This window comes from Tateyamaria sp. syn59, assembly GCF_007995245.1.
Lineage (GTDB): Bacteria > Pseudomonadota > Alphaproteobacteria > Rhodobacterales > Rhodobacteraceae > Tateyamaria.
Genome location: NZ_VCBA01000005.1, coordinates 236,948 through 255,725, shown reverse-complemented (window position 1 = coordinate 255,725; position 18,778 = coordinate 236,948). Strand labels below are relative to the sequence as shown.

Below are 18,778 nucleotides of genomic sequence, written 5' to 3'. Positions count from 1 at the left end.
CGCTTGAGCCTGGCAGGAGAACTCACATGGCAACCGTGGCAGTCACTGACGCGACTTTTGACGCCGAAGTCAAAAATTCCGATGTCCCCGTCGTGGTGGACTTCTGGGCCGAATGGTGCGGCCCGTGCAAACAGATTGGCCCCGCTCTGGAAGAGCTGTCCGCCGAGATGGAAGGCAAGATCAAGATCGCCAAGGTCAATGTGGACGAGAACCCCAACTCGCCCGCGCAGATGGGGGTGCGCGGCATTCCCGCTCTGTTCATCTTCAAGAATGGCGAAGTGATCTCGAACCGCGCAGGTGCGGCTCCCAAGGCAGCGCTGCAAAGCTGGATCGAAGACAGCATCTGATCCTGAACGGGACTATAGTTTGGAAAGCGGCCCCTCTATCGGGGCCGTTTTTTATTCTGCGCCAAAAGCCGTTGTTGCAAGCGCAGAGATATTGGCCATGCGCGCCCGTTGCCGCCAACTACGCTCTTGCGGATCAGACGGTATCGCCTTCCAGTCGTTCAGCAACTGAACATAGGGAAGAAACCGCACCGCCGGATCATCAGGATCAACCAGGGTGTAGCCATTGAAAAACGCATCAAGCGTATCTTGCGTCAGCAGCTGACCCTTTGGGAGTGGTTGAAAAAGCTCGGCATAGTCCATCAGGAAACGGACAATATCAAAACCAACAGGCGCGGAACCCGGCGGCTTGAAATCAAGGCCGGTTTCACCATCCGGACCCAAGAGGATGTTTCTGACGTTAAAATCCCCATGCTTTGAAGCAGAATATGTCTGCCGCCCTTCCGCGGCTTCCGCCAGTTTTGGAACAGCCTTGCAACAAGCAATGAAGTGATCGGGTTCCGCGACCAGCGTGGGGTCATCTTCGACCAGTTTTTGCATCCTTTCGATATGCCCAACCATAAAACTTGGCTGATATGTCCGCCGTTCCAGCGGGCCACTGCCATGGAAAGCCGACAGCCATGCGCCAACCCGCTTCAACATCGCACCATGCGTGCGCCCCTTGTTCACATGCTCTTCGAAAGTGCGTCCGGTGGCCTCAGTCATCACGATGAAATCGCCGGTCTCGGTTGAAAACAGAACTTCGGGTGCATGTGCCTTTGTATGGCTCAAAAGCCGTTGATGCGCGTCGCGCAAGGCATTGACTGTATCTGAAAGCGACTTGTCCGCGGCGCCCTGCGTGACCTGCTTGATGATCAGCGCGCGCGGGCCCTTCAGCCTTAGAACAATGTGGCTGCGCGTCTTTTCGTCCTTTTGCCAGATCAACTTGTGCCGAAATGCGCCCGGCTGAAAACCAAGCGTCGGCGCGACCTCTGCCCAGCGCGCCAGAGCCTGCGTGACCCGTCTATCTTTTCGATCAAATACCATGGGCCAAAGATGATCACAACGCGGCACCGGATTGAAGGCACCAAGCGAACCGCGCATAAAAGGCACAACATCAAGGAGTGTGTGACATGGCCAGCTCAGAGTTTCCCGGATGGCACGGGACCACGATCATCGGCGTGAAGAAGGGGGGCGAGGTTGTGATTGCCGGGGACGGGCAGGTCTCGCTTGGCCAGACCGTGATCAAGGGTACGGCCCGCAAGGTGCGGCGGCTCAGCCCCGGCGGCTATGACGTCGTGGCCGGATTTGCCGGATCGACGGCTGACGCCTTCACATTGCTCGAACGGCTGGAGGCGAAACTGGAAGCGACACCCGGCCAATTGGCTCGAGCCAGTGTCGAATTGGCCAAGGACTGGCGCACCGATAAGTACCTGCAAAAACTCGAAGCGATGCTGATCGTGTCCGACGGTGCCGACATGTTCGTCATCACCGGGGCCGGCGACGTATTGGAGCCCGAACATGATGTGACCGCCATCGGATCAGGCGGCAACTACGCGCTCGCCGCTGCGCGGGGCATGATGGACAGCGACCGCGATGCCGAAGCCGTGGCGCGGGATGCGATGCAGATTGCAGCGGACATCTGCGTGTACACCAACGGCAATCTGACAGTCGAGAAGATCGGCAAGTGACCGACAGTCGTTGCGTTTCGGCTGTTTTCGCATAGGTAAGGCGGGACACTTGTAACAAACGAGCCGCTTGTGACTGACCTGACTCCCCGCGAAATCGTCTCGGAACTTGATCGTTTCATCATTGGACAAAAAGACGCCAAGCGCGCCGTGGCCGTGGCCCTGCGCAACCGCTGGCGCCGCAAACAGCTTGGTGACGACCTGCGGGATGAGGTTTATCCCAAAAACATCCTGATGATTGGCCCCACCGGCGTGGGCAAGACGGAGATCAGCCGCCGCCTGGCCAAGCTGGCGCGCGCACCGTTCCTCAAGGTCGAGGCGACCAAGTTTACCGAGGTGGGTTATGTTGGCCGGGATGTGGAACAGATCATCCGCGACCTTGTCGACGCGGCCATTGCCCAGACCCGCGACCACATGCGCGAAGACGTCAAGGCAAACGCTCATAAGGCCGCCGAGGATCGCGTCATCGAAGCGATTGCCGGGACGGACGCGCGGGAAGGGACGCGCGAAATGTTCCGCAAAAAGCTGAAGGCGGGTGAGCTTGACAATACGATGATCGAGCTGGAAGTGGCCGATACCAGCAATCCGTTCCCCACCATGGATATCCCCGGGCAGCCTGGCGGCGGCATGGGCATGATGAACCTGGGCGATATTTTCGGCAAAGCACTTGGCGGGCGCACTGTCCGCAAAAAGCTAACCGTCGCGCAAAGCTACGAAGTTTTGATCGGCGAAGAGGCGGACAAGCTTCTGGACGATGAAACCGTGACCAAGACAGCGCTTGAAGCGGTCCAGGAGAATGGCATCGTCTTTCTGGACGAGATCGACAAAGTCTGTGCACGGTCCGACGCGCGCGGTGCGGATGTCAGCCGCGAAGGCGTTCAGCGCGACCTGCTGCCCCTGATCGAAGGCACATCCGTCAGCACCAAACATGGCCCGGTCAAAACCGACCATATCCTGTTCATTGCCTCGGGCGCCTTCCACATCGCAAAGCCCTCCGACCTGTTGCCCGAGCTGCAAGGCCGCTTGCCCATCCGGGTCGAATTGCGCGACCTGACCGAGGATGACTTTGTCCGCATCCTGGAAGAGACGGACAACGCTCTGACCCTCCAATACACCGCGCTGATGAAGACTGAAGAGGTTACTGTCACCTTCGAGCCGGAAGGCATTCGCGCCTTGGCCCGCATCGCGGCCGAGGTGAACAAAAGCATCGAAAACATTGGCGCACGACGGCTCTATACGGTGATGGAACGTGTGTTCGAAGAGCTGTCATTCACCGCGCCAGATCGGGCCGGGGACAGCATCATAGTTGACGCGGAGTTTGTCGAAACGCATCTCGGCGAACTTGCGCGATCCACGGATGTCAGCCGATACGTGCTCTAGCCGTTTTCCATTCGCTCGGGTACATCGGGGGTATTGAGCGGATAAGGATTTGGAATGCGCGCACTACTGTTGGTCCTGATCCTTGCGCTTGCGTCGTGCAGTGACAGAACGGCGGCGCCCATCATTCCCTCGGCGTTGGACATCGGCACAAACCGGACCGTATTTGTCGGCACAACGCGGGGGATCAATGGCGCCGGTGAATACGGGATTGGTCGATCAAAGACCCTGAACCTTTTGCAGGCGACCGTGTCGATTCCTCCGGGTCGCGCGCTGGGCTCTGTGTCGGACGGGCAGGACCGACCGAAACCGGATCGCGATTTTGTCATTGCCGGGCTTGACCATTTTCCATCGGATCAGAGTTTCCGCGCATCGCTCGAGGCCGACATATTGGCCCAGCCACACGATCAGCGCGAAGTGACACTGTTCGTTCACGGGTTCAACAACAGCTTTTCAGACTCGGCCTTTCGCCTGGCTCAATTGACCGAAGATCTTGAGATACCCGGAACACATGTAACCTATTCCTGGCCAAGCCGTGGGAACCCTTTGGGCTATGAATATGATCAGGACAGCGCGCTGTTTGCCCGCGATGGCCTTGCCGATCTTCTGCGCCTGATCCGATCTGCCGGACAACCTGACATCATTCTTGTGGCGCATTCCATGGGCAGTGCACTGGTGATGGAAACCCTGCGCCAACTTGAAATCGCGGAACCCGGTTGGACGGGGCGCAACATCAATGCCGTTATCCTGTTGTCACCGGACATCAACGTGGATGTCTTTCGCAGCCAGTTTTCCCGCATCGAAAAGGCGCCGGACCCGTTTGTCGTCATGGTGTCGCGCAAGGATGCGATCCTGCGCGTGTCATCGCGATTGAGGGGCGAAAAATCGCAACTGGGCAATATTCAGAACGCTGATGCGGTCGCGGATTTGCCGATCACGGTGGTGGATGTCACGGCCTTCACCGACCGAAAGTCCGGCAACCACTTTGTCGCCGGGGGATCGCCCGCGCTGATCCAGCTGCTACGGAGATCATCGGACCTGGATCGCGAATTCCTGCGTGGGCGTCCCGGCACAGTTCTGACAATCCCCGGTGCGCGCCGCGTCAGAGCGCCGGTGCGCCAAACGCAAACCGACATCGTGACCAGTGAGGCGCGGTGACAGACACGCTGCGCCGACCGGAACCCATTGGCACATTCCTCAAGCACAACCGCCAATGGCTTGCGGCAGGCGCGCTGCTCACCCTTCTATCCTCGTTCGGGCAAACCTTTTTCATTTCGATTTTCGCTGGCCAGATTCAGGACGAGTTCGGGCTGACGCATGGCAGTTGGGGCGCCATGTATGCGCTGGGCACGACGGCCTCTGCCCTCGTCATGGTGTGGGCGGGTGGCCTGACGGATCAGTTCCGCGCCCGGACATTGGGCGTGGCCGTGCTGGTCATGTCTTGTCTTGCGATGGCCATCAATCCTTACGTGATGATCCTACCCGTTGTGATTTTTGCACTGCGACTCATGGGGCAGGGCATGACCAGTCACATCGCCATCGTGGCGATGGCACGCTGGTTTGTCGCCACGCGCGGGCGCGCCTTGGCGGTTGCCACATTGGGATTTTCCCTGGGCGAGGCGATTTTGCCAGTGGTGTTTGTATCGCTGATGACTGTTCTGGATTGGCGCATGCTTTGGATGATTGCAGCCGGCAGTGCCCTGCTGGGTGTTCCAGCGCTTTCAAGGCTTTTGCGTGAAGAACGCACGCCGCAGTCCATGACCACGCAGGATCAAGCCACCGGAATGGACGCCCGGCACTGGACGCGGACCCAAGCGCTAAGCCACCCGTTATTCTGGTTCATGGTACCCGCACTGCTCGGCCTTTCGGCCCTCGGTACTGCTTTTTTCTTTCAGCAGGCGCATTACGCGCAAGTTAATGGCTGGACGCATCTGTCACTGGTCGCACTTTTTCCAGTCTACACCGGCGTCGGCATCGGTGCGATGGTTCTGTCCGGCTTCGCGCTTGACCGTTTCGGTACGGCACGGTTGATCCCGTTCTACCAGGTGCCTCTCATCGCGGCCTTCCTCTGCTTTGCCTGGGCAGATCAGCTTGCGATGGTGGCGGTTGGCCTCGTGTTTTTCGCCATGACCACAGGGGCCAATTCAACCTTTCCCAATGCCTTCTGGGCCGAATTCTACGGCACACGCTTTATCGGGTCCATCAAGGCGATGGCAGCGGCGGTCATGGTTTTGGGCTCTGCAATCGGGCCTCTGATCACTGGTGTATTGATCGACCTTGGGATCCCCTTGAACACGCAATACATCGGCGTTGCCGCTTACTTTGTTCTGGCGTCATTCTGCATGTGGACTGGCATCTCGCGCGCCCGGCGCAGCTTACCGCTGCCTGCGTAGATAGACGTAATAGGCTCCACCACCGCCATGCCGTACATTGGCTTGGGTCACCTGTAAAACGACAGACGACAAGGGTGGCATCGACAGCCATTGCGGCACCTGATGCCGCAACACGCCAAAGCGCACCGGGATCGGTCCGTCGTCATCGCGATGCTTGCCCTTGCCCGTCACCACCAGAACCAGCCGTTTTCCCTGACCGTGTGCCGACATGATAAAGCGGGTCAAAGCCGGGTGGGCACGGTCGGTTGTCAAGCCATGCAGGTCCAGCTTGCCTTCGGGCTGCAACTTCCCGCGTTTCATCCGGGCAAAGGCTTTGCGGTCCATCTGCACTGGCTGCGCCGCGACCTGATCCACGATGGATGGCGTGAGGTTGACCGATGTTTTCGCCCCTGACGTGCGTGCGGTAGACCTCGCTGGCGCAACCTCGAACATCGGTCGGGATCGCGGCGCGGGTGGCGGTGTCGTTACGAAATCATCCGGGTGGAACGGCTTTTCGGGATGCAGGCGATCCGTTTTGTCCGCCACCTTTCGCCACAGGTCTTCTTCCTCTGGCCGCAACTTGCGACGTGTCATATCGCACCCTCGGGCAGCAGTGCATAGGCGCGCTGTATCGGCATCAGCACCATCATGCGCCCAGGATCGCGCAAACGACCGGCCGCACGCCCGGCCTCATCACCGGTACCAAAGAACACATCGGCGCGCTGGGCGCCCTTGATGGCCGAGCCGGTATCCTGCGCAATCATCAAGCGCCGCAGCGGGTCCGCCCCGTCCTTTTCAATCCAGACCGGCGCGCCCAGCGGCACGAATTTTGGATCAACGGCAATAGATCGCATGGTTGTAATCGACCTGTTCATAGCACCCAATGGCCCACGTTCGGCGGGGACCTCGCTCACCTCGCGAAAGAACACATAGGACGGGTTGTGATACAGCAACTCTTTTCCAACATCGGGATTGCGCCGCACGTAGTTGCGAATGACCTGCGCGCTGACCTGATGCGCGGCATAGGTGCCACGGCGCACAAGCTCCGCACCGACCGACCGATATTCGTGCCCGTTAAAACCGCTATACCCAACACGGATCATCTGCCCGCTTGGCAATCGGATTCGTCCAGACCCCTGGATCTGAAGAAAGAACAGCTCAACCGGGTCATCAACCCACGCAATCTCCAGCCCGCGGCCCTGCAAGAACGGCCCTTCCAGGATCTGCCGCCGTGTCAGCCAAGGGCGAATAGCACGCGCTTCGGGCGGCATGGCATAAACAGGATAGCGGTAGCGCGCACTGCGTGTCAGCGATCCGTCTAACTCCGGCTCAAAATAGCCAGTGAACAGGGCAGGCTGCCCATCTTCGATCAAAACAGGCCGGAAGAAGAGTTCAAAGAACGCCCGCGCATCCGGAACGTCACCGGCCAGGGCACACAGCGACGTCCAATCAGGATCATCCATATCCTGGCACGTGTTGCGAAAGGTCGTGAGTGCAGCCGCATGGTCGTCTTGCCCCCAACCGTCGAGGGACGCAAAATCAAGAACGGTGTATTTGATGTCAGAGGCAGCGGCGGTCATGGCCCAGAATGCTGCGCAGACAGCCGAGACCCAAAACCGAATTATGCGTCGGTCGATACCAATATCCAATTCGGATCGTCCGCACCCATCGTTCGGGAGAAGGCCCATGTGTCTTTCTGCCGCTTCACCTCAGTCAGGCTACCTTCTACGATATCTCCACCCTGATCGCGAACAGCGGATTTCAATTCTGCGACAAAGCGGATCGTCAGTTCGCCCTCATTGGTGTCGGGGTCGAATGTGGCGTCCATCAGTTTAAGCTCGCGCACACCGACAAACTCCGCCTCAATCGTCAAGCCCTGGTCTTCGCGCGCGGCAACCCCATCGACGAAGGATTCGTAGATCTCTTCGGACAGGAACGGCTGGATATCGGCCAAATTGCCGTGTTCGTACCCCATCACGATCATCTCATACGCACCACGGGCGCCGCCCAGAAACTCAGCGACGTGAAAGGATGGTTCGACCCGCTTCATCTCTGCCAGCGCTTTGGCGGCAGCACTGTCCTCTTCCACGTGGTCGGTGATGTCCAGGTCGGGACCGCCCTCGATCACCTCAAGGTCGGGCCGGTTCAACCGGTCGCTCGCCTGTTTTGGCACCGGAGGCTGCTCGAACCCTTCGCGTGTCCCCAACACGTTTTTCAGGCGCAAAATCAGGAAAACGGCGATGCCTGCAAGCACCAGCAACTGGATAAGCGGAGAGTTCATTAAATCCTCGTCATTCGGGGTCGGGTGGCGATTGCGCCGTCGGACCCTTATGTAGGTGCGTAAAGGGTGCAAGTCCACTGTACGGCCCCCTGTGGAAAACGAAAGGATTGCTTGGATGTGGCTGTTTTTGGCCTTTCTTCTGGTTCCGCTGATCGAGATTGCCCTGTTCATTCAGATCGGAGGGGCGATTGGTCTTGGCTGGACCCTGCTGATTGTCGTCATCACCGCCGTTTTGGGCACCATGCTGGTCCGGGCGCAGGGCATGCAAGCGCTTGGTCAGGTGAAGTCGTCATTCAATCAAATGCGCGACCCCAGTGAGGCACTGGCGCATGGTGCAATGATCCTGTTTTCCGGTGCTTTGCTGCTAACCCCAGGGTTTTTTACTGACGCGGTGGGCTTCGCGCTTTTGGTGCCGGGCGTGCGCCTCGCCGTCTTCCATTGGGCCCGATCACGCGTCAAGGTCGCGACATTTACGACGCATGGCGCGCGCCAAGCCGATCCGAACACTGTCGACGGTGAATTTACCGAAGTTGACCCGGAGCAGCGCGAAGTTCGTGGCCCCTCCGGCTGGACCAAGCATTGAGGCCAACGGGCCAAGCTGTTACCACAGCTTTGACATTTTATTGACCTCGGAGAGAACCCAGATGGCCGAAGAACAAGCCACACAGCCCGCTGCGCCGCAGATGCGCGTTTTGGGCCAATACATTCGCGACATGTCATTTGAAAACATCGTGTCCCAAAAAGGTGCCTCGGCGGACGTTCAGCCCGACGTTCAGGTTCAGGTGAACCTGGATGCAAAGAAACGCGCCCAGGACAACCAGTACGAATGCTCGATCAAGCTGAACGTGACTTCCAAGGCAAAGGAAGGTGATGCCGTTCTGTTTGTTCTGGAGATCGACTATGTCGGCATGTTCCACATCGAAAACGTGCCAGAAGATCAGATGCACCCGTTCCTGTTGATCGAGTGCCCGCGCATGATTTTCCCGTTCCTGCGTCGCGTTGTCAGCGACATCACGCGCGACGGTGGTTTCCCACCCCTGAACCTGGAAAACATCGACTTCGTTTCGCTTTATCGGAACGAGATTGCACGTCGGCAGAAAGAGGCTGCGTCCTCCGAACCCGTCAACTAATCCGGCCAAATGTAATGAAAAAGGCCCGGTGGTTCACACCGGGCTTTTTTGTTTGGGCCACAGACTGTCGTCCCCCAACGTGTCAACAAAGGCCGCGTGGGCTGCCGCTTCTTCACTTGTAATACGTGTGGGCAAGGTGCGCGGGCGCGCTGGAGGTATCCACGCTTCGACTTCAACAGCACCCACGTTGCCGCCGCCAACGGTGGACAGACCGAAATCAGGCTGCCGCCCCCCGATCAGTTCCAGATACACTTCGGCCAGAATTTCACTGTCGAGCAGCGCCCCGTGCAAGGTACGCGCCGAGTTGTCGATACCAAAGCGACGGCACAGCGCGTCGAGTGATGCGGGGGAACCCGGGAACCGGCGGCGTGCGATGTCCAATGTGTCGATGGCCCGATCAAACGGAATTTCAGGCAAACCCATCCACTTCAGCTCGGCATTCAGGAACTTCATGTCAAAGGCTGCGTTGTGGATCACCAGTTTTGCGTCGCCGATGAAGTCTACGAATTTTTGACCCAATTCGGCGAACTTTGGTTTGCCGCGCAGAAAGTCATCGCCAAGGCCATGCACCTCGAACGCCTCTTGCGGCATGGCCCGTTCAGGGTCGATGTATTCATGGAAAACATTGGTTGTCGGGACGTGACCGATCAGTTCGATAGCACCAATCTCAACGATGCGGTCACCGCTTTGCGGATCAAACCCCGTGGTCTCTGTATCCAGAACGATTTCACGCATCTTTAAGCCTGCCCCTGATCTGTTGGACCGCAGAATGAACTTGTGCACGCGCATGTTCAACCGTGTCCGTCTTGATCACAAAGTCTGCGCGCGCGCATTTTTCCGCACTTGGCATTTGTTTTGCCAAGATGGTTTCAAACTGCGCCTCTGTCATCGAACCACGTGCGAGGACCCGAGCGCGCTGGGTTGCAGCATCCACGTGAACGACCGCAACAGCATCCATGGTGCGGTCGCCACCCGTCTCAAACAAAAGCGGAATGTCAAAAACCACGATTTCGGCATCGACGGCGGCCAAGTAGTCCTCTCGATCTTTCACGACGAGCGGGTGTACAATCGCTTCTATGGTTTTCAGTGCCGTTGGATCGTTTGATATGATCCCGCGCAGTTTCTCACGGGATACGGATCCGTTTGTTATAGCATCCGGGAAATACGCCCGGATCTTTGCAACGGCAGCACCCCCGACATCGTACAATCGGTGGACGGCCGCATCCGCATCCCACACCGCACAACCTTCTTGGGTAAACAATGCCGCTGTCGTTGATTTTCCCATCCCGATCGAGCCGGTCAGGCCAAGTTTGAATGTCATCGCAGTGCCGCGGCACGTGTGGCGCTATCAACGACCGGTCGATGACCAAACCACCGTTCAAAGGCCGGAACCGCCTGATGCAAGAGCATCCCCAAACCATCAACAGCGACGCAACCTGCCGCTTCGGCGGCAGCCAGCAAATCAGTCTTGAGCGGCGCATAGACCAGATCAGTCACGATTGTGCCCGCGCGCAGCCCATCCAGCGGCACCCGCATGGCAGGCTTTCCAATCATACCCAGAGACGTTGTGTTCACGACAAGCGCTGAATCCTCCAGAACGTTGCCAGCCTGAACCCAATCTACGACTGACACCTTTTTCCCAAAATCATCTGCCAGTTTTTCGGCGCGCACCCGCGTTCGGTTGGTCAGTAGAATCTCCGGCACACCCGCATCCAAAAGCGAAGCAAGAACCGCCCGCGCAGCACCGCCTGCGCCCAACACGGTCGCCGGCCCTGCTGTTGGATTCCAATCAGGTGCACCGGCCTTCAGGTTTTCGATGAACCCGTACCCATCCGTGTTGTCGGCGTGGATTTGACCGTCCTTCCGAAAGATCAATGTGTTCGCGGCACCGATCAGAATCGCCCGATCTGTGACAAGATCCGCAATCTCAAGCGCTGCTTCCTTATGGGGAATGGTGATGTTCACGCCCACAAATCCTGCCTTGGGCAAGGTGCGCAAGACGACCTCCAGGTCCTGCGCTGCAACATCCATTGGGATGTAGTCACCCTTCAGCCCAAGCGTTTTCAGCCAGTGGCGGTGCAATTGCGGGGACTTTGAATGTGCTATGGGCGTTCCGATGACGCCCGCCAAAGGAATTTTGTCGCTCATTCCTATCCGCCTTTGATTATCCGTCGATCACCCCACGCAGCGTCAGGAAGGCAAGAAGTTCCAACAGCGGCATTCCCAGGACATTGAAATAGTCCCCTTCAACGCTGTGAAACAGGCGCACCCCCTCGGCCTCAAGTTGATATGCGCCAACTGAGTGGCGGATGTCATCCCAATTTCTGTCAATGTAGTCATTCAGGTAGTCGTCTGACACCTGCCGCATGCGCAGTCGCACCTGACCGACATGCCGCCAGATCGGCTTTCCCTCGTGATAGATGACAGCCGCGGACAAGAGCATGTGCCGCTCTCCTCTCATGGCACGCAACTGATGTGCGGCATCGTCCTGATCAACCGGCTTCGAAAGAATGCGCCCGTCAAAAGCCAGAATCTGATCACATCCGATCACCATGGCACCGGGCACTTTGTCTGCAATCTTGCGCGCTTTCATTTCGGCCAACGCATCCGCAATATCGCGGGGCGATGCCTCCTCTGCGATCAATGCTTCCTTGATCGCATGTTCGTCCACGCGTGGCACTGCGACGTCAAATGCCACACCCGCATTCCGCAAGAGCTGTGCCCGGATAGAAGACCCAGATGCGAGAACAATGGGGGTGGTCATGTGGATATCCCTGTGTGTTGCGACCACCGAAGTGTGGGATCAATACGGCGAAGGCAAGGCACTTCAATCAAGGGTGCCGATCTTCGGTCCGGAACGCACGCTTTGCCAAGCATTCATACCCCATGGGTAAGGACAAGTTGTGACGTGGGGATAAGTCACACTGCCAGACATTGAACACAGATTTGTCCACAACACCCACACATTCAATTTCGTTATAAGTATTTGTTTTTAAAAATTTTATATCCAACTTTCGACTACCTTGGACAAAACGACGAAACCTGTCCCACGGTGGGAGACTGCGTGAACAAACGCATAATCCACAGAAATCCAGATCCCTACAAAATCATCATCTCTTTTCTTTCTTATATTTATTTATAAGGGTGGCCCCGGACGTCACGGACAGGCTCAGACATGGACTTCATCATCTCCCTTTATCCCTGGATCAAGGCATTTCACATCATGTCTGTGATTGCCTGGATGGCTGCGCTGTTCTACCTGCCACGCCTCTATGTCTACCACACTGAAAGCGTGGGTCTTGAGGGGGAGACACATGCCCTGTTTCAAACCATGGAATATAAACTGCTGAAGGTCATCATGAACCCGGCGATGATTGCCACATGGGTGTTCGGCCTTGTGCTTGCGGCAATTCCGGGCGTGATTGATTGGGGCGCGGTGTGGCCTTGGACCAAGCTGATTGGGATTCTTGCAATGTCGGGCTTCCATGGCTGGCTGAGCACACAGCGCAAGGCCTTTGCCGCCGGTGGCCCGGTCAAGACCGGTCGACAGTACCGGATGATGAATGAGGTGCCGACCCTTTTGATGGTCCTGATCGTGTTGTCGGTCGTCGTGAAATTCTGATCTCATTGACTCCGGTCAACACAATGCCTATGTGCTGGCTCGCACCCCGTCCGGGGACCGCATACAGCTTTCACATTTGATTGGACGCGCACCGCTGGATCACAGCGGGCCAAGTATACCCACATGACCGCAGAACGCCTCGCCCTTGCTGACCTCAAGGCACAAAGTCCTAAAGACCTTCTTGCCATGGCAGAAGAGCTTGAGATCGAAAATGCCTCGACCATGCGTAAGGGCGAAATGATGTTCCAGATCCTGCGTGAACGCGCGGATGAGGGATGGGAGATTTCGGGCGATGGCGTGCTTGAAGTGCTTCAGGACGGCTTTGGCTTTCTGCGCTCGCCCGAGGCAAACTATCTGCCTGGTCCCGACGACATCTATGTCTCGCCCGAGATGATCCGGCAATATTCGCTACGCACCGGGGACACCATCGAAGGGGTGATTAAGGCGCCAGATGACAACGAGCGTTACTTTGCTCTGACGAACGCGACCAAGATCAATTTTGAAGAGCCCGAGCGTGCGAAGCATAAGATCGCTTTCGATAACCTGACGCCGCTTTATCCCGACGAACGTTTGACGCTTGAGAAGAAAGATCCGACGACCAAAGACCGGTCTGCGCGAATCATCGACCTGGTTGCTCCGATCGGCAAAGGGCAGCGGTCTTTGATCATGGCGCCGCCGCGGACCGGTAAGACGGTCCTTCTGCAGAACATCGCGTCCAGCATCGAAGAAAATCACCCCGAGTGCTATCTGATTGTCCTGCTGATCGACGAGCGGCCCGAAGAGGTGACCGACATGCAGCGGTCTGTTCAGGGCGAGGTGGTGAGCTCTACCTTTGACGAGCCGGCCACGCGTCACGTTGCCGTTTCGGAAATGGTCATCGAGAAAGCCAAGAGACTGGTCGAACATAAGCGAGATGTTGTTATCCTTTTGGACTCGATCACAAGACTTGGTAGAGCATTCAACACCGTGGTGCCATCGTCAGGTAAGGTGCTGACTGGTGGTGTTGACGCAAACGCCCTGCAACGGCCCAAGAGGTTCTTTGGTGCTGCGCGTAACATCGAAGAAGGCGGATCGCTGACCATCATCGCGACCGGTCTGATTGAAACGGGCAGCCGGATGGACGAGGTGATCTTTGAAGAGTTTAAAGGCACCGGTAACTCCGAGATCGTTTTGGATCGCAAAATCGCCGACAAGCGTGTGTTCCCGGCTATCGACATTCTCAAATCCGGGACGCGTAAAGAGGATCTGCTTGTCGACAAGACAGACTTGGCCAAGACCTTTGTCTTGCGGCGCATCTTGAACCCGATGGGAACAACCGACGCCATTGAGTTCCTGATCTCGAAGTTGAAGCAGACCAAAACGAACAGCGAATTCTTCGACTCCATGAACACCTGATCCAGTCGCCGGAGGTAGAGGGATGGATACAATCTTTGCCCTCGCCACGGCGCAGGGGCGTGCCGGTGTTGCGGTTGTCCGTATTTCGGGCCCGTCTGCAAAACAGGTAGCGCAAACGCTTTGCACCGGTCTACCGCAGTCGCGGACTATGGCGACCCGTGTTTTGCGCGATACAAACGGGCAAGCCTTGGATCACGCATTGATCCTGGTTTTTGACGCGCCGCGCAGCTTTACGGGCGAAGATGTGGTCGAGTTGCACCTGCACGGAAGCATTGCCGTGGTCTCTGCGGTTTTGCGCACGCTTGGTAAGACAGAGGCACGGCTTGCCGACCCTGGCGAATTCACGCGTCGTGCCCTCGAAAACAACAAGATGGACCTGGCCCAGGTCGAAGGCCTGGGTGACTTGATTGAGGCTGAGACAGAGGCCCAGCGGCAACAGGCGTTGCGTACGGTATCCGGCGCGCTTGGTGAGCAGATTGAAACCTGGCGCAGCCTTTTGATCCGAGCAGCGGCCTTGATCGAGGTGACTATAGATTTCGCTGACGAGGACGTCCCGGTTGATGTCACTCCGGAAGTTCAGAGCCTGCTGGCGCAGGTCACAGATGGTATTCGGGAGCAGCTCAAAGGGTTTTCTGCCGCGGAACGCATCCGGTCGGGATTTGAAGTCGCGATTGTAGGTGCACCCAATACAGGTAAATCAACACTTCTGAACGCTTTGGCGCAGCGAGAGGCCGCTATTACCTCAGAAATTGCCGGTACGACCCGCGATGTCATCGAGGTGCGGATGGATATGAATGGTTTGCCTGTCACCCTGCTGGATACAGCGGGCCTGCGTGAGGCGGGTGATCAGATTGAGGCCGAAGGTATTGCGCGGGCTATTGCGCGAGCGAAAAACGCGGATTTATGCGTTTTTCTCGTTGAGCCGGATGAAGAGTTGCCTGTCCTTGTACAATACGGGGATGTCGTGCGCGCGCCTAAAGCGGATCTGAGAGCTGATGACGTTCCTGCAGTTTCGGGTGTGACCGGGTTGGGTGTTGACCATCTGGTTGATGATATAGCCACTGAGCTATCTACGCGTAGCCAGTCCGCAGGCCTGGTAACACATGAACGTCATCGGTCTGCGATGGAGCGCGCATTGACGGACTTATCTTCTGCGTCCGCATTGGTTGCAGCGGGCCCGGATCGGTATGATATCGCAGCAGACGAAATGCACGTTGCGATTCGATCCTTGGAAGCTGTTGTCGGTCGCGTGGATGTTGAAAACCTGCTGGATGAGATATTCTCCAGCTTTTGTCTGGGTAAGTGATGGAGTGTTTCACGTGAAACATTTTGACGTCGTCGTTGTTGGTGGGGGGCATGCCGGAACAGAGGCCGCGCATGCCGCAGCGCGTATGGGTGCTGATACTGCTCTGGTGACCATGAAACGGTCCGGCATCGGTGTTATGTCGTGTAACCCAGCAATCGGCGGCTTAGGCAAAGGGCATCTGGTTCGTGAAATCGATGCCATGGACGGGGTCATGGGCCGTGTTGCGGATGCGTCAGGAATACAATTCCGGTTGCTAAACCGGCGAAAAGGGCCCGCAGTTCAAGGTCCGCGTACGCAATCGGACCGCGCTGTGTATCAGAGCACGATGCTGCGCATCATGGATAACACCGAAAATCTGACCATAGTGGAAGGTGAAGTTATCGACTTCTACATGGTAGATGACGCAGTGGCGGGCGTTATTCTGCGGGACGAAAGTGAAATTTCGGCCTCCGCTGTCATCTTGACCACAGGTACGTTTTTGCGCGGCGTCATTCACATTGGCGACACGTCGTATTCTGGCGGTCGCATGGGAGACAATGCTTCGGTTCCTCTCGCAGATCGTATTGACAGTTTTTCGCTGCCGACTGGACGCCTCAAGACGGGCACACCGCCCCGTTTGGACAGCCGCACAATTCGGTGGGATATTCTGGATGTTCAAGACGCCGATCCTGAACCCAGCCTGTTTTCCTTCCTGTCGACAACCGCGCCGCTGAAGCAAGTCGCATGCGGAATCACGCATACGAACACCAAAACACACGATATCATTCGTGATAACCTTGGCCGGTCCGCCATGTATGGCGGACATATCGACGGTGTGGGTCCAAGATATTGTCCGTCGATTGAGGATAAAATTGTCCGCTTTGCAGATAAGGATAGTCATCAGGTCTTTCTTGAGCCAGAAGGGTTGAACGACCACACGATTTATCCAAACGGGATTTCGACGTCCCTACCTGTTGATGTGCAAACAGAATACGTGCGGTCCATCGTTGGTTTGGAAGATGTTGAAATCCTACAGCCCGGGTACGCGATCGAGTACGACTATGTCGATCCCAGGTCTTTGAACGCAGATTTGGCAGTGCGCGATGTAAAAGGGCTTTACCTCGCGGGTCAGATCAACGGCACAACAGGATATGAAGAGGCGGCCGCTCAAGGCCTTGTCGCAGGTATCAACGCCGCCCGCGCTGTTTCGGGCAAGGATCCTGTCCATTTCCGGCGAGACGAAAGTTACATCGGCGTTATGATTGATGACTTGACGACCCGAGGTGTGACCGAGCCTTACCGGATGTTTACGTCACGGGCTGAGTTCCGTTTGTCTTTGCGTGCTGACAACGCTGACCAGCGGTTGACTGAGTTTGGTCGCAACTTGGGGTGCGTATCTGATGGGCGTTACGCTTCCTTTGTTCAAAAGCGCAGTGAATTGGACGGGCTTCGGGCTTGCCTTGAGAGCGTCCAGTTTACACCTAAACAAATCGCACAGCAGGGCATTCAGATCAATCAGGACGGGACAAAGCGGACGCCATTTCAGGTTTTGGCGTTTCCTGATGTCACCTTTGATCAGGTTGAGGGCTTGGTTCCTGAAGCGGGCGACTTTGCACCTGAGATCAAAGAACAGGTGGCTCGTGACGCACTATACGCCAACTACATCGCGCGTCAGCGGAACGACATCGAAAAGCTTCGAAAGGATGAGCGGCTTAAAATTCCAGAAGACTTCGATTATTCAAACATTTCCGGTCTTTCGGCTGAACTGCAGGCAAAGCTATCTGCGGTTCGACCCTCTGATCTGGCTCAGGCCGGGCGTATTGATGGTATGACACCCGCAGCGCTTGCCCTGATCCTGGGCAGGATCCGGTTCCTGGAAAAGAAATCCGCATGAATGCTATTCCGGAGTGGGCTTCGAGCAGTGTTTCACGTGAAACATTTGAGAAGTTACAGGCATATGCGGAGCTGATCCGTAAGTGGACACCGAAGATCAATCTTGTTGCCAAATCAACGCTTGATGATCTGGAGGTCAGGCACCTTTGGGACAGTGTGCAAGTATTTGAACCGAGAGAAGGTATATGGGCCGATTTGGGCAGCGGAGGCGGTTTGCCTGGTGTTGTGGTAGCGATTTTGGTTCAAGCGAACAATACCAACGCCGAGTGCGCTCTTATCGAAAGTGACCAAAGAAAAGCGACATTCCTCAGAACGTGCGCGCGCGAACTGGATGTTCCGATAAGTGTCATCGCTAAACGCATTGAGGAGGCCTCTCCGCTTCATGCGCAAACCATATCGGCCCGGGCACTTGCGCCCTTAGATACGTTGTTGCATTTCGCCGAACTTCACTTGGCGCAGGACGGGCTATGCGTTTTTCAAAAAGGCGCGCAGTGGCAGAAAGAGGTTGCTGATGCTGAGGAAAACTGGCGGTTTTCTTATGAAGCAACGCCAAGTAAAACAAACAGCGAAGCAGTTGTCCTAAAGATCAAGGATATCCAGCGTGTCTGATCCGACGCGCCCGCCAGGGCCCAAGATTATTTCTGTTGCGAACCAAAAGGGTGGGGTGGGCAAGACCACAACGACCATCAATTTGGCAGCCGCGCTGGTCGAGTTGGGCCACAGAGTTCTTGTCGTGGACCTTGATCCTCAAGGAAACGCATCCACGGGCTTGGGCATCGAGATGGATGACCGCGAACATACCACGTATGATCTGCTGCTTGGTGATATCTCATTGCAAGATGTTATTCTTGCCACTGATATCGAAGATTTGGCGATCGTCCCTGCCACTGTGGACTTGAGTTCGGCGGACATCGAACTCATCTCAAACGAAAAGCGCAGCTTCCTTCTTCATGATGCACTGCGTCAAACAGAGATGGACGCGTATGAATTTGACTTTATCCTCGTTGATTGTCCGCCGTCTTTGAACCTTTTGACGGTTAATGCGATGATCGCATCGCATTCCATTCTCGTGCCGCTGCAAAGCGAATTCTTTGCACTGGAAGGTTTGTCGCAGTTGATGTTGACCATTCGAGAGGTCCGGCAGAGCGGCAATCCAAATTTGCGGATCGAGGGTGTGGTCCTGACAATGCATGATGCGCGGAACAACTTGTCTCAGCAGGTTGAACAGGACGCGCGTGATAACCTTGGTGACATCGTATTTAAGACGCGGATTCCACGGAACGTCAGGGTGAGTGAAGCGCCATCTTTTGCTGTGCCGGTTCTGGCCTATGACAGCACATCAAAAGGCGCGATTGCCTATCGCGATCTGGCCAAAGAGCTGGTCGCCAACAACACAGCAGTAGGGGCCTGAT

21 protein-coding genes are annotated in these 18,778 nt (G+C 56.6%); 13 read left to right on the top strand and 8 right to left on the bottom strand.

Going from position 1 to position 18,778, the window contains the following annotated elements; all coding sequences use genetic code 11:
- Positions 1 to 26 precede the first annotated feature (26 nt).
- Positions 27 to 347: a thioredoxin gene (trxA, locus tag FD715_RS11865; RefSeq protein ID WP_147109841.1), complete on the top strand. Its 321-nt coding sequence runs from the start codon at positions 27 to 29 to the stop codon at positions 345 to 347.
- 51 nt (positions 348 to 398) lie between these two features.
- Here the strand turns inward: trxA and FD715_RS11860 are convergent, their stop codons facing one another.
- Positions 399 to 1,370, bottom strand: a complete 972-nt coding sequence (locus tag FD715_RS11860) for a phosphotransferase (RefSeq protein WP_189799474.1) — start codon at positions 1,368 to 1,370, stop codon at positions 399 to 401.
- Between the two features lie 86 nt (positions 1,371 to 1,456).
- Here FD715_RS11860 and hslV point away from each other — a divergent pair, with 86 nt between their 5' ends.
- The 4 genes from hslV to FD715_RS11840 all read left to right on the top strand — a co-directional run bounded on the left by hslV (position 1,457) and on the right by FD715_RS11840 (position 5,781).
- Complete coding sequence (hslV, locus tag FD715_RS11855; protein ID WP_147109838.1) at positions 1,457 to 2,014, top strand: ATP-dependent protease subunit HslV; 558 nt, start codon at positions 1,457 to 1,459, stop codon at positions 2,012 to 2,014.
- 69 nt (positions 2,015 to 2,083) lie between these two features.
- A complete protein-coding gene (hslU, locus tag FD715_RS11850) occupies positions 2,084 to 3,391 on the top strand; it encodes an ATP-dependent protease ATPase subunit HslU (RefSeq protein ID WP_147109836.1) in 1,308 nt (435 codons plus the stop codon).
- Between the two features lie 54 nt (positions 3,392 to 3,445).
- Positions 3,446 to 4,546 carry an alpha/beta hydrolase gene (locus FD715_RS11845; RefSeq protein ID WP_147109834.1) on the top strand — a complete coding sequence of 367 codons (1,101 nt, stop codon included), beginning with the start codon at positions 3,446 to 3,448 and terminating at the stop codon, positions 4,544 to 4,546.
- Positions 4,543 to 5,781, top strand: a complete 1,239-nt coding sequence (locus FD715_RS11840; protein WP_223274848.1) for a nitrate/nitrite transporter — start codon at positions 4,543 to 4,545, stop codon at positions 5,779 to 5,781. The genes FD715_RS11845 and FD715_RS11840 overlap by 4 nt, the downstream gene beginning before the upstream one ends.
- On the opposite strand, the gene FD715_RS11835 is transcribed toward FD715_RS11840, so the two are convergent.
- Genes FD715_RS11835 through FD715_RS11825 form a run of 3 tightly spaced genes read right to left on the bottom strand, consistent with a single transcriptional unit; the run spans position 5,764 to position 8,041 of the window.
- The gene (locus tag FD715_RS11835; RefSeq protein WP_147109832.1) at positions 5,764 to 6,354 is read right to left on the bottom strand and encodes a Smr/MutS family protein; all 591 of its coding nucleotides are present in this window, start codon (positions 6,352 to 6,354) and stop codon (positions 5,764 to 5,766) included. The genes FD715_RS11840 and FD715_RS11835 overlap by 18 nt on opposite strands.
- Positions 6,351 to 7,340 (bottom strand): murein transglycosylase A, encoded by a 990-nt coding sequence (locus tag FD715_RS11830; RefSeq protein ID WP_147109830.1) that lies wholly within the window; start codon positions 7,338 to 7,340, stop codon positions 6,351 to 6,353. Before FD715_RS11830 ends, FD715_RS11835 begins: the two co-directional genes overlap by 4 nt.
- A gap of 41 nt (positions 7,341 to 7,381) precedes the next feature.
- Positions 7,382 to 8,041, bottom strand: a complete 660-nt coding sequence (locus FD715_RS11825; protein WP_147109828.1) for a Tim44/TimA family putative adaptor protein — start codon at positions 8,039 to 8,041, stop codon at positions 7,382 to 7,384.
- Positions 8,042 to 8,156: 115 nt separating this feature from the next.
- Here FD715_RS11825 and FD715_RS11820 point away from each other — a divergent pair, with 115 nt between their 5' ends.
- Both FD715_RS11820 and secB read left to right on the top strand, forming a co-directional pair.
- Complete coding sequence (locus tag FD715_RS11820) at positions 8,157 to 8,624, top strand: FxsA family protein (protein WP_147109826.1); 468 nt, start codon at positions 8,157 to 8,159, stop codon at positions 8,622 to 8,624.
- A gap of 61 nt (positions 8,625 to 8,685) precedes the next feature.
- Positions 8,686 to 9,171: a protein-export chaperone SecB gene (gene secB / locus FD715_RS11815; RefSeq protein ID WP_147109824.1), complete on the top strand. Its 486-nt coding sequence runs from the start codon at positions 8,686 to 8,688 to the stop codon at positions 9,169 to 9,171.
- A 33-nt stretch (positions 9,172 to 9,204) separates the two neighbouring features.
- Here the strand turns inward: secB and dnaQ are convergent, their stop codons facing one another.
- Genes dnaQ through FD715_RS11795 form a run of 4 tightly spaced genes read right to left on the bottom strand, consistent with a single transcriptional unit; the run spans position 9,205 to position 11,935 of the window.
- The gene (gene dnaQ / locus FD715_RS11810; protein WP_147109822.1) at positions 9,205 to 9,906 is read right to left on the bottom strand and encodes a DNA polymerase III subunit epsilon; all 702 of its coding nucleotides are present in this window, start codon (positions 9,904 to 9,906) and stop codon (positions 9,205 to 9,207) included.
- Positions 9,899 to 10,492 (bottom strand): dephospho-CoA kinase, encoded by a 594-nt coding sequence (gene coaE, locus FD715_RS11805; protein ID WP_147109820.1) that lies wholly within the window; start codon positions 10,490 to 10,492, stop codon positions 9,899 to 9,901. Before coaE ends, dnaQ begins: the two co-directional genes overlap by 8 nt.
- Entirely contained in the window at positions 10,489 to 11,319 is an 831-nt protein-coding gene (locus FD715_RS11800; RefSeq protein ID WP_147109818.1) for a shikimate dehydrogenase, read from the bottom strand. Before FD715_RS11800 ends, coaE begins: the two co-directional genes overlap by 4 nt.
- 16 nt (positions 11,320 to 11,335) lie before the next feature.
- Positions 11,336 to 11,935, bottom strand: coding sequence for a nucleoside triphosphate pyrophosphatase (locus FD715_RS11795; RefSeq protein ID WP_147109816.1), 600 nt, complete (start codon positions 11,933 to 11,935; stop codon positions 11,336 to 11,338).
- Between the two features lie 411 nt (positions 11,936 to 12,346).
- On the opposite strand from FD715_RS11795, the gene hemJ reads away from it, so the two are divergent.
- The 6 genes from hemJ (at position 12,347) to FD715_RS11765 (ending at position 18,777) form a co-directional block, all read left to right on the top strand.
- A complete protein-coding gene (gene hemJ / locus FD715_RS11790; protein ID WP_147109815.1) occupies positions 12,347 to 12,793 on the top strand; it encodes a protoporphyrinogen oxidase HemJ in 447 nt (148 codons plus the stop codon).
- 123 nt (positions 12,794 to 12,916) lie between these two features.
- The gene (rho, locus tag FD715_RS11785; protein ID WP_147109813.1) at positions 12,917 to 14,188 is read left to right on the top strand and encodes a transcription termination factor Rho; all 1,272 of its coding nucleotides are present in this window, start codon (positions 12,917 to 12,919) and stop codon (positions 14,186 to 14,188) included.
- A gap of 22 nt (positions 14,189 to 14,210) precedes the next feature.
- Positions 14,211 to 15,494 carry a tRNA uridine-5-carboxymethylaminomethyl(34) synthesis GTPase MnmE gene (gene mnmE / locus FD715_RS11780; protein ID WP_147109811.1) on the top strand — a complete coding sequence of 428 codons (1,284 nt, stop codon included), beginning with the start codon at positions 14,211 to 14,213 and terminating at the stop codon, positions 15,492 to 15,494.
- Positions 15,495 to 15,507: 13 nt separating this feature from the next.
- On the top strand, positions 15,508 to 17,367 hold the full coding sequence (gene mnmG, locus FD715_RS11775) for a tRNA uridine-5-carboxymethylaminomethyl(34) synthesis enzyme MnmG (RefSeq protein ID WP_223274846.1): 1,860 nt from the start codon (positions 15,508 to 15,510) through the stop codon (positions 17,365 to 17,367).
- Positions 17,364 to 17,975 (top strand): 16S rRNA (guanine(527)-N(7))-methyltransferase RsmG, encoded by a 612-nt coding sequence (rsmG, locus tag FD715_RS11770; RefSeq protein ID WP_147109807.1) that lies wholly within the window; start codon positions 17,364 to 17,366, stop codon positions 17,973 to 17,975. The genes mnmG and rsmG overlap by 4 nt, the downstream gene beginning before the upstream one ends.
- Complete coding sequence (locus FD715_RS11765; protein WP_147109805.1) at positions 17,968 to 18,777, top strand: ParA family protein; 810 nt, start codon at positions 17,968 to 17,970, stop codon at positions 18,775 to 18,777. The genes rsmG and FD715_RS11765 overlap by 8 nt, the downstream gene beginning before the upstream one ends.
- Position 18,778: the final 1 nt, after the last annotated feature.

Coding starts and splice junctions, on each gene's coding strand:
- trxA (WP_147109841.1), top strand. CDS start 27: ATGGCAACCGTGGCAGTCACTGACGCGACTTTTGACGCCGAAGTCAAA.
- FD715_RS11860 (WP_189799474.1), bottom strand. CDS start 1,370: ATGGTATTTGATCGAAAAGATAGACGGGTCACGCAGGCTCTGGCGCGC.
- hslV (WP_147109838.1), top strand. CDS start 1,457: ATGGCCAGCTCAGAGTTTCCCGGATGGCACGGGACCACGATCATCGGC.
- FD715_RS11845 (WP_147109834.1), top strand. CDS start 3,446: ATGCGCGCACTACTGTTGGTCCTGATCCTTGCGCTTGCGTCGTGCAGT.
- FD715_RS11835 (WP_147109832.1), bottom strand. CDS start 6,354: ATGACACGTCGCAAGTTGCGGCCAGAGGAAGAAGACCTGTGGCGAAAG.
- FD715_RS11830 (WP_147109830.1), bottom strand. CDS start 7,340: ATGACCGCCGCTGCCTCTGACATCAAATACACCGTTCTTGATTTTGCG.
- FD715_RS11825 (WP_147109828.1), bottom strand. CDS start 8,041: ATGAACTCTCCGCTTATCCAGTTGCTGGTGCTTGCAGGCATCGCCGTT.
- FD715_RS11820 (WP_147109826.1), top strand. CDS start 8,157: ATGTGGCTGTTTTTGGCCTTTCTTCTGGTTCCGCTGATCGAGATTGCC.
- secB (WP_147109824.1), top strand. CDS start 8,686: ATGGCCGAAGAACAAGCCACACAGCCCGCTGCGCCGCAGATGCGCGTT.
- dnaQ (WP_147109822.1), bottom strand. CDS start 9,906: ATGCGTGAAATCGTTCTGGATACAGAGACCACGGGGTTTGATCCGCAA.
- coaE (WP_147109820.1), bottom strand. CDS start 10,492: ATGACATTCAAACTTGGCCTGACCGGCTCGATCGGGATGGGAAAATCA.
- FD715_RS11800 (WP_147109818.1), bottom strand. CDS start 11,319: ATGAGCGACAAAATTCCTTTGGCGGGCGTCATCGGAACGCCCATAGCA.
- FD715_RS11795 (WP_147109816.1), bottom strand. CDS start 11,935: ATGACCACCCCCATTGTTCTCGCATCTGGGTCTTCTATCCGGGCACAG.
- hemJ (WP_147109815.1), top strand. CDS start 12,347: ATGGACTTCATCATCTCCCTTTATCCCTGGATCAAGGCATTTCACATC.
- rho (WP_147109813.1), top strand. CDS start 12,917: ATGACCGCAGAACGCCTCGCCCTTGCTGACCTCAAGGCACAAAGTCCT.
- mnmE (WP_147109811.1), top strand. CDS start 14,211: ATGGATACAATCTTTGCCCTCGCCACGGCGCAGGGGCGTGCCGGTGTT.
- rsmG (WP_147109807.1), top strand. CDS start 17,364: ATGAATGCTATTCCGGAGTGGGCTTCGAGCAGTGTTTCACGTGAAACA.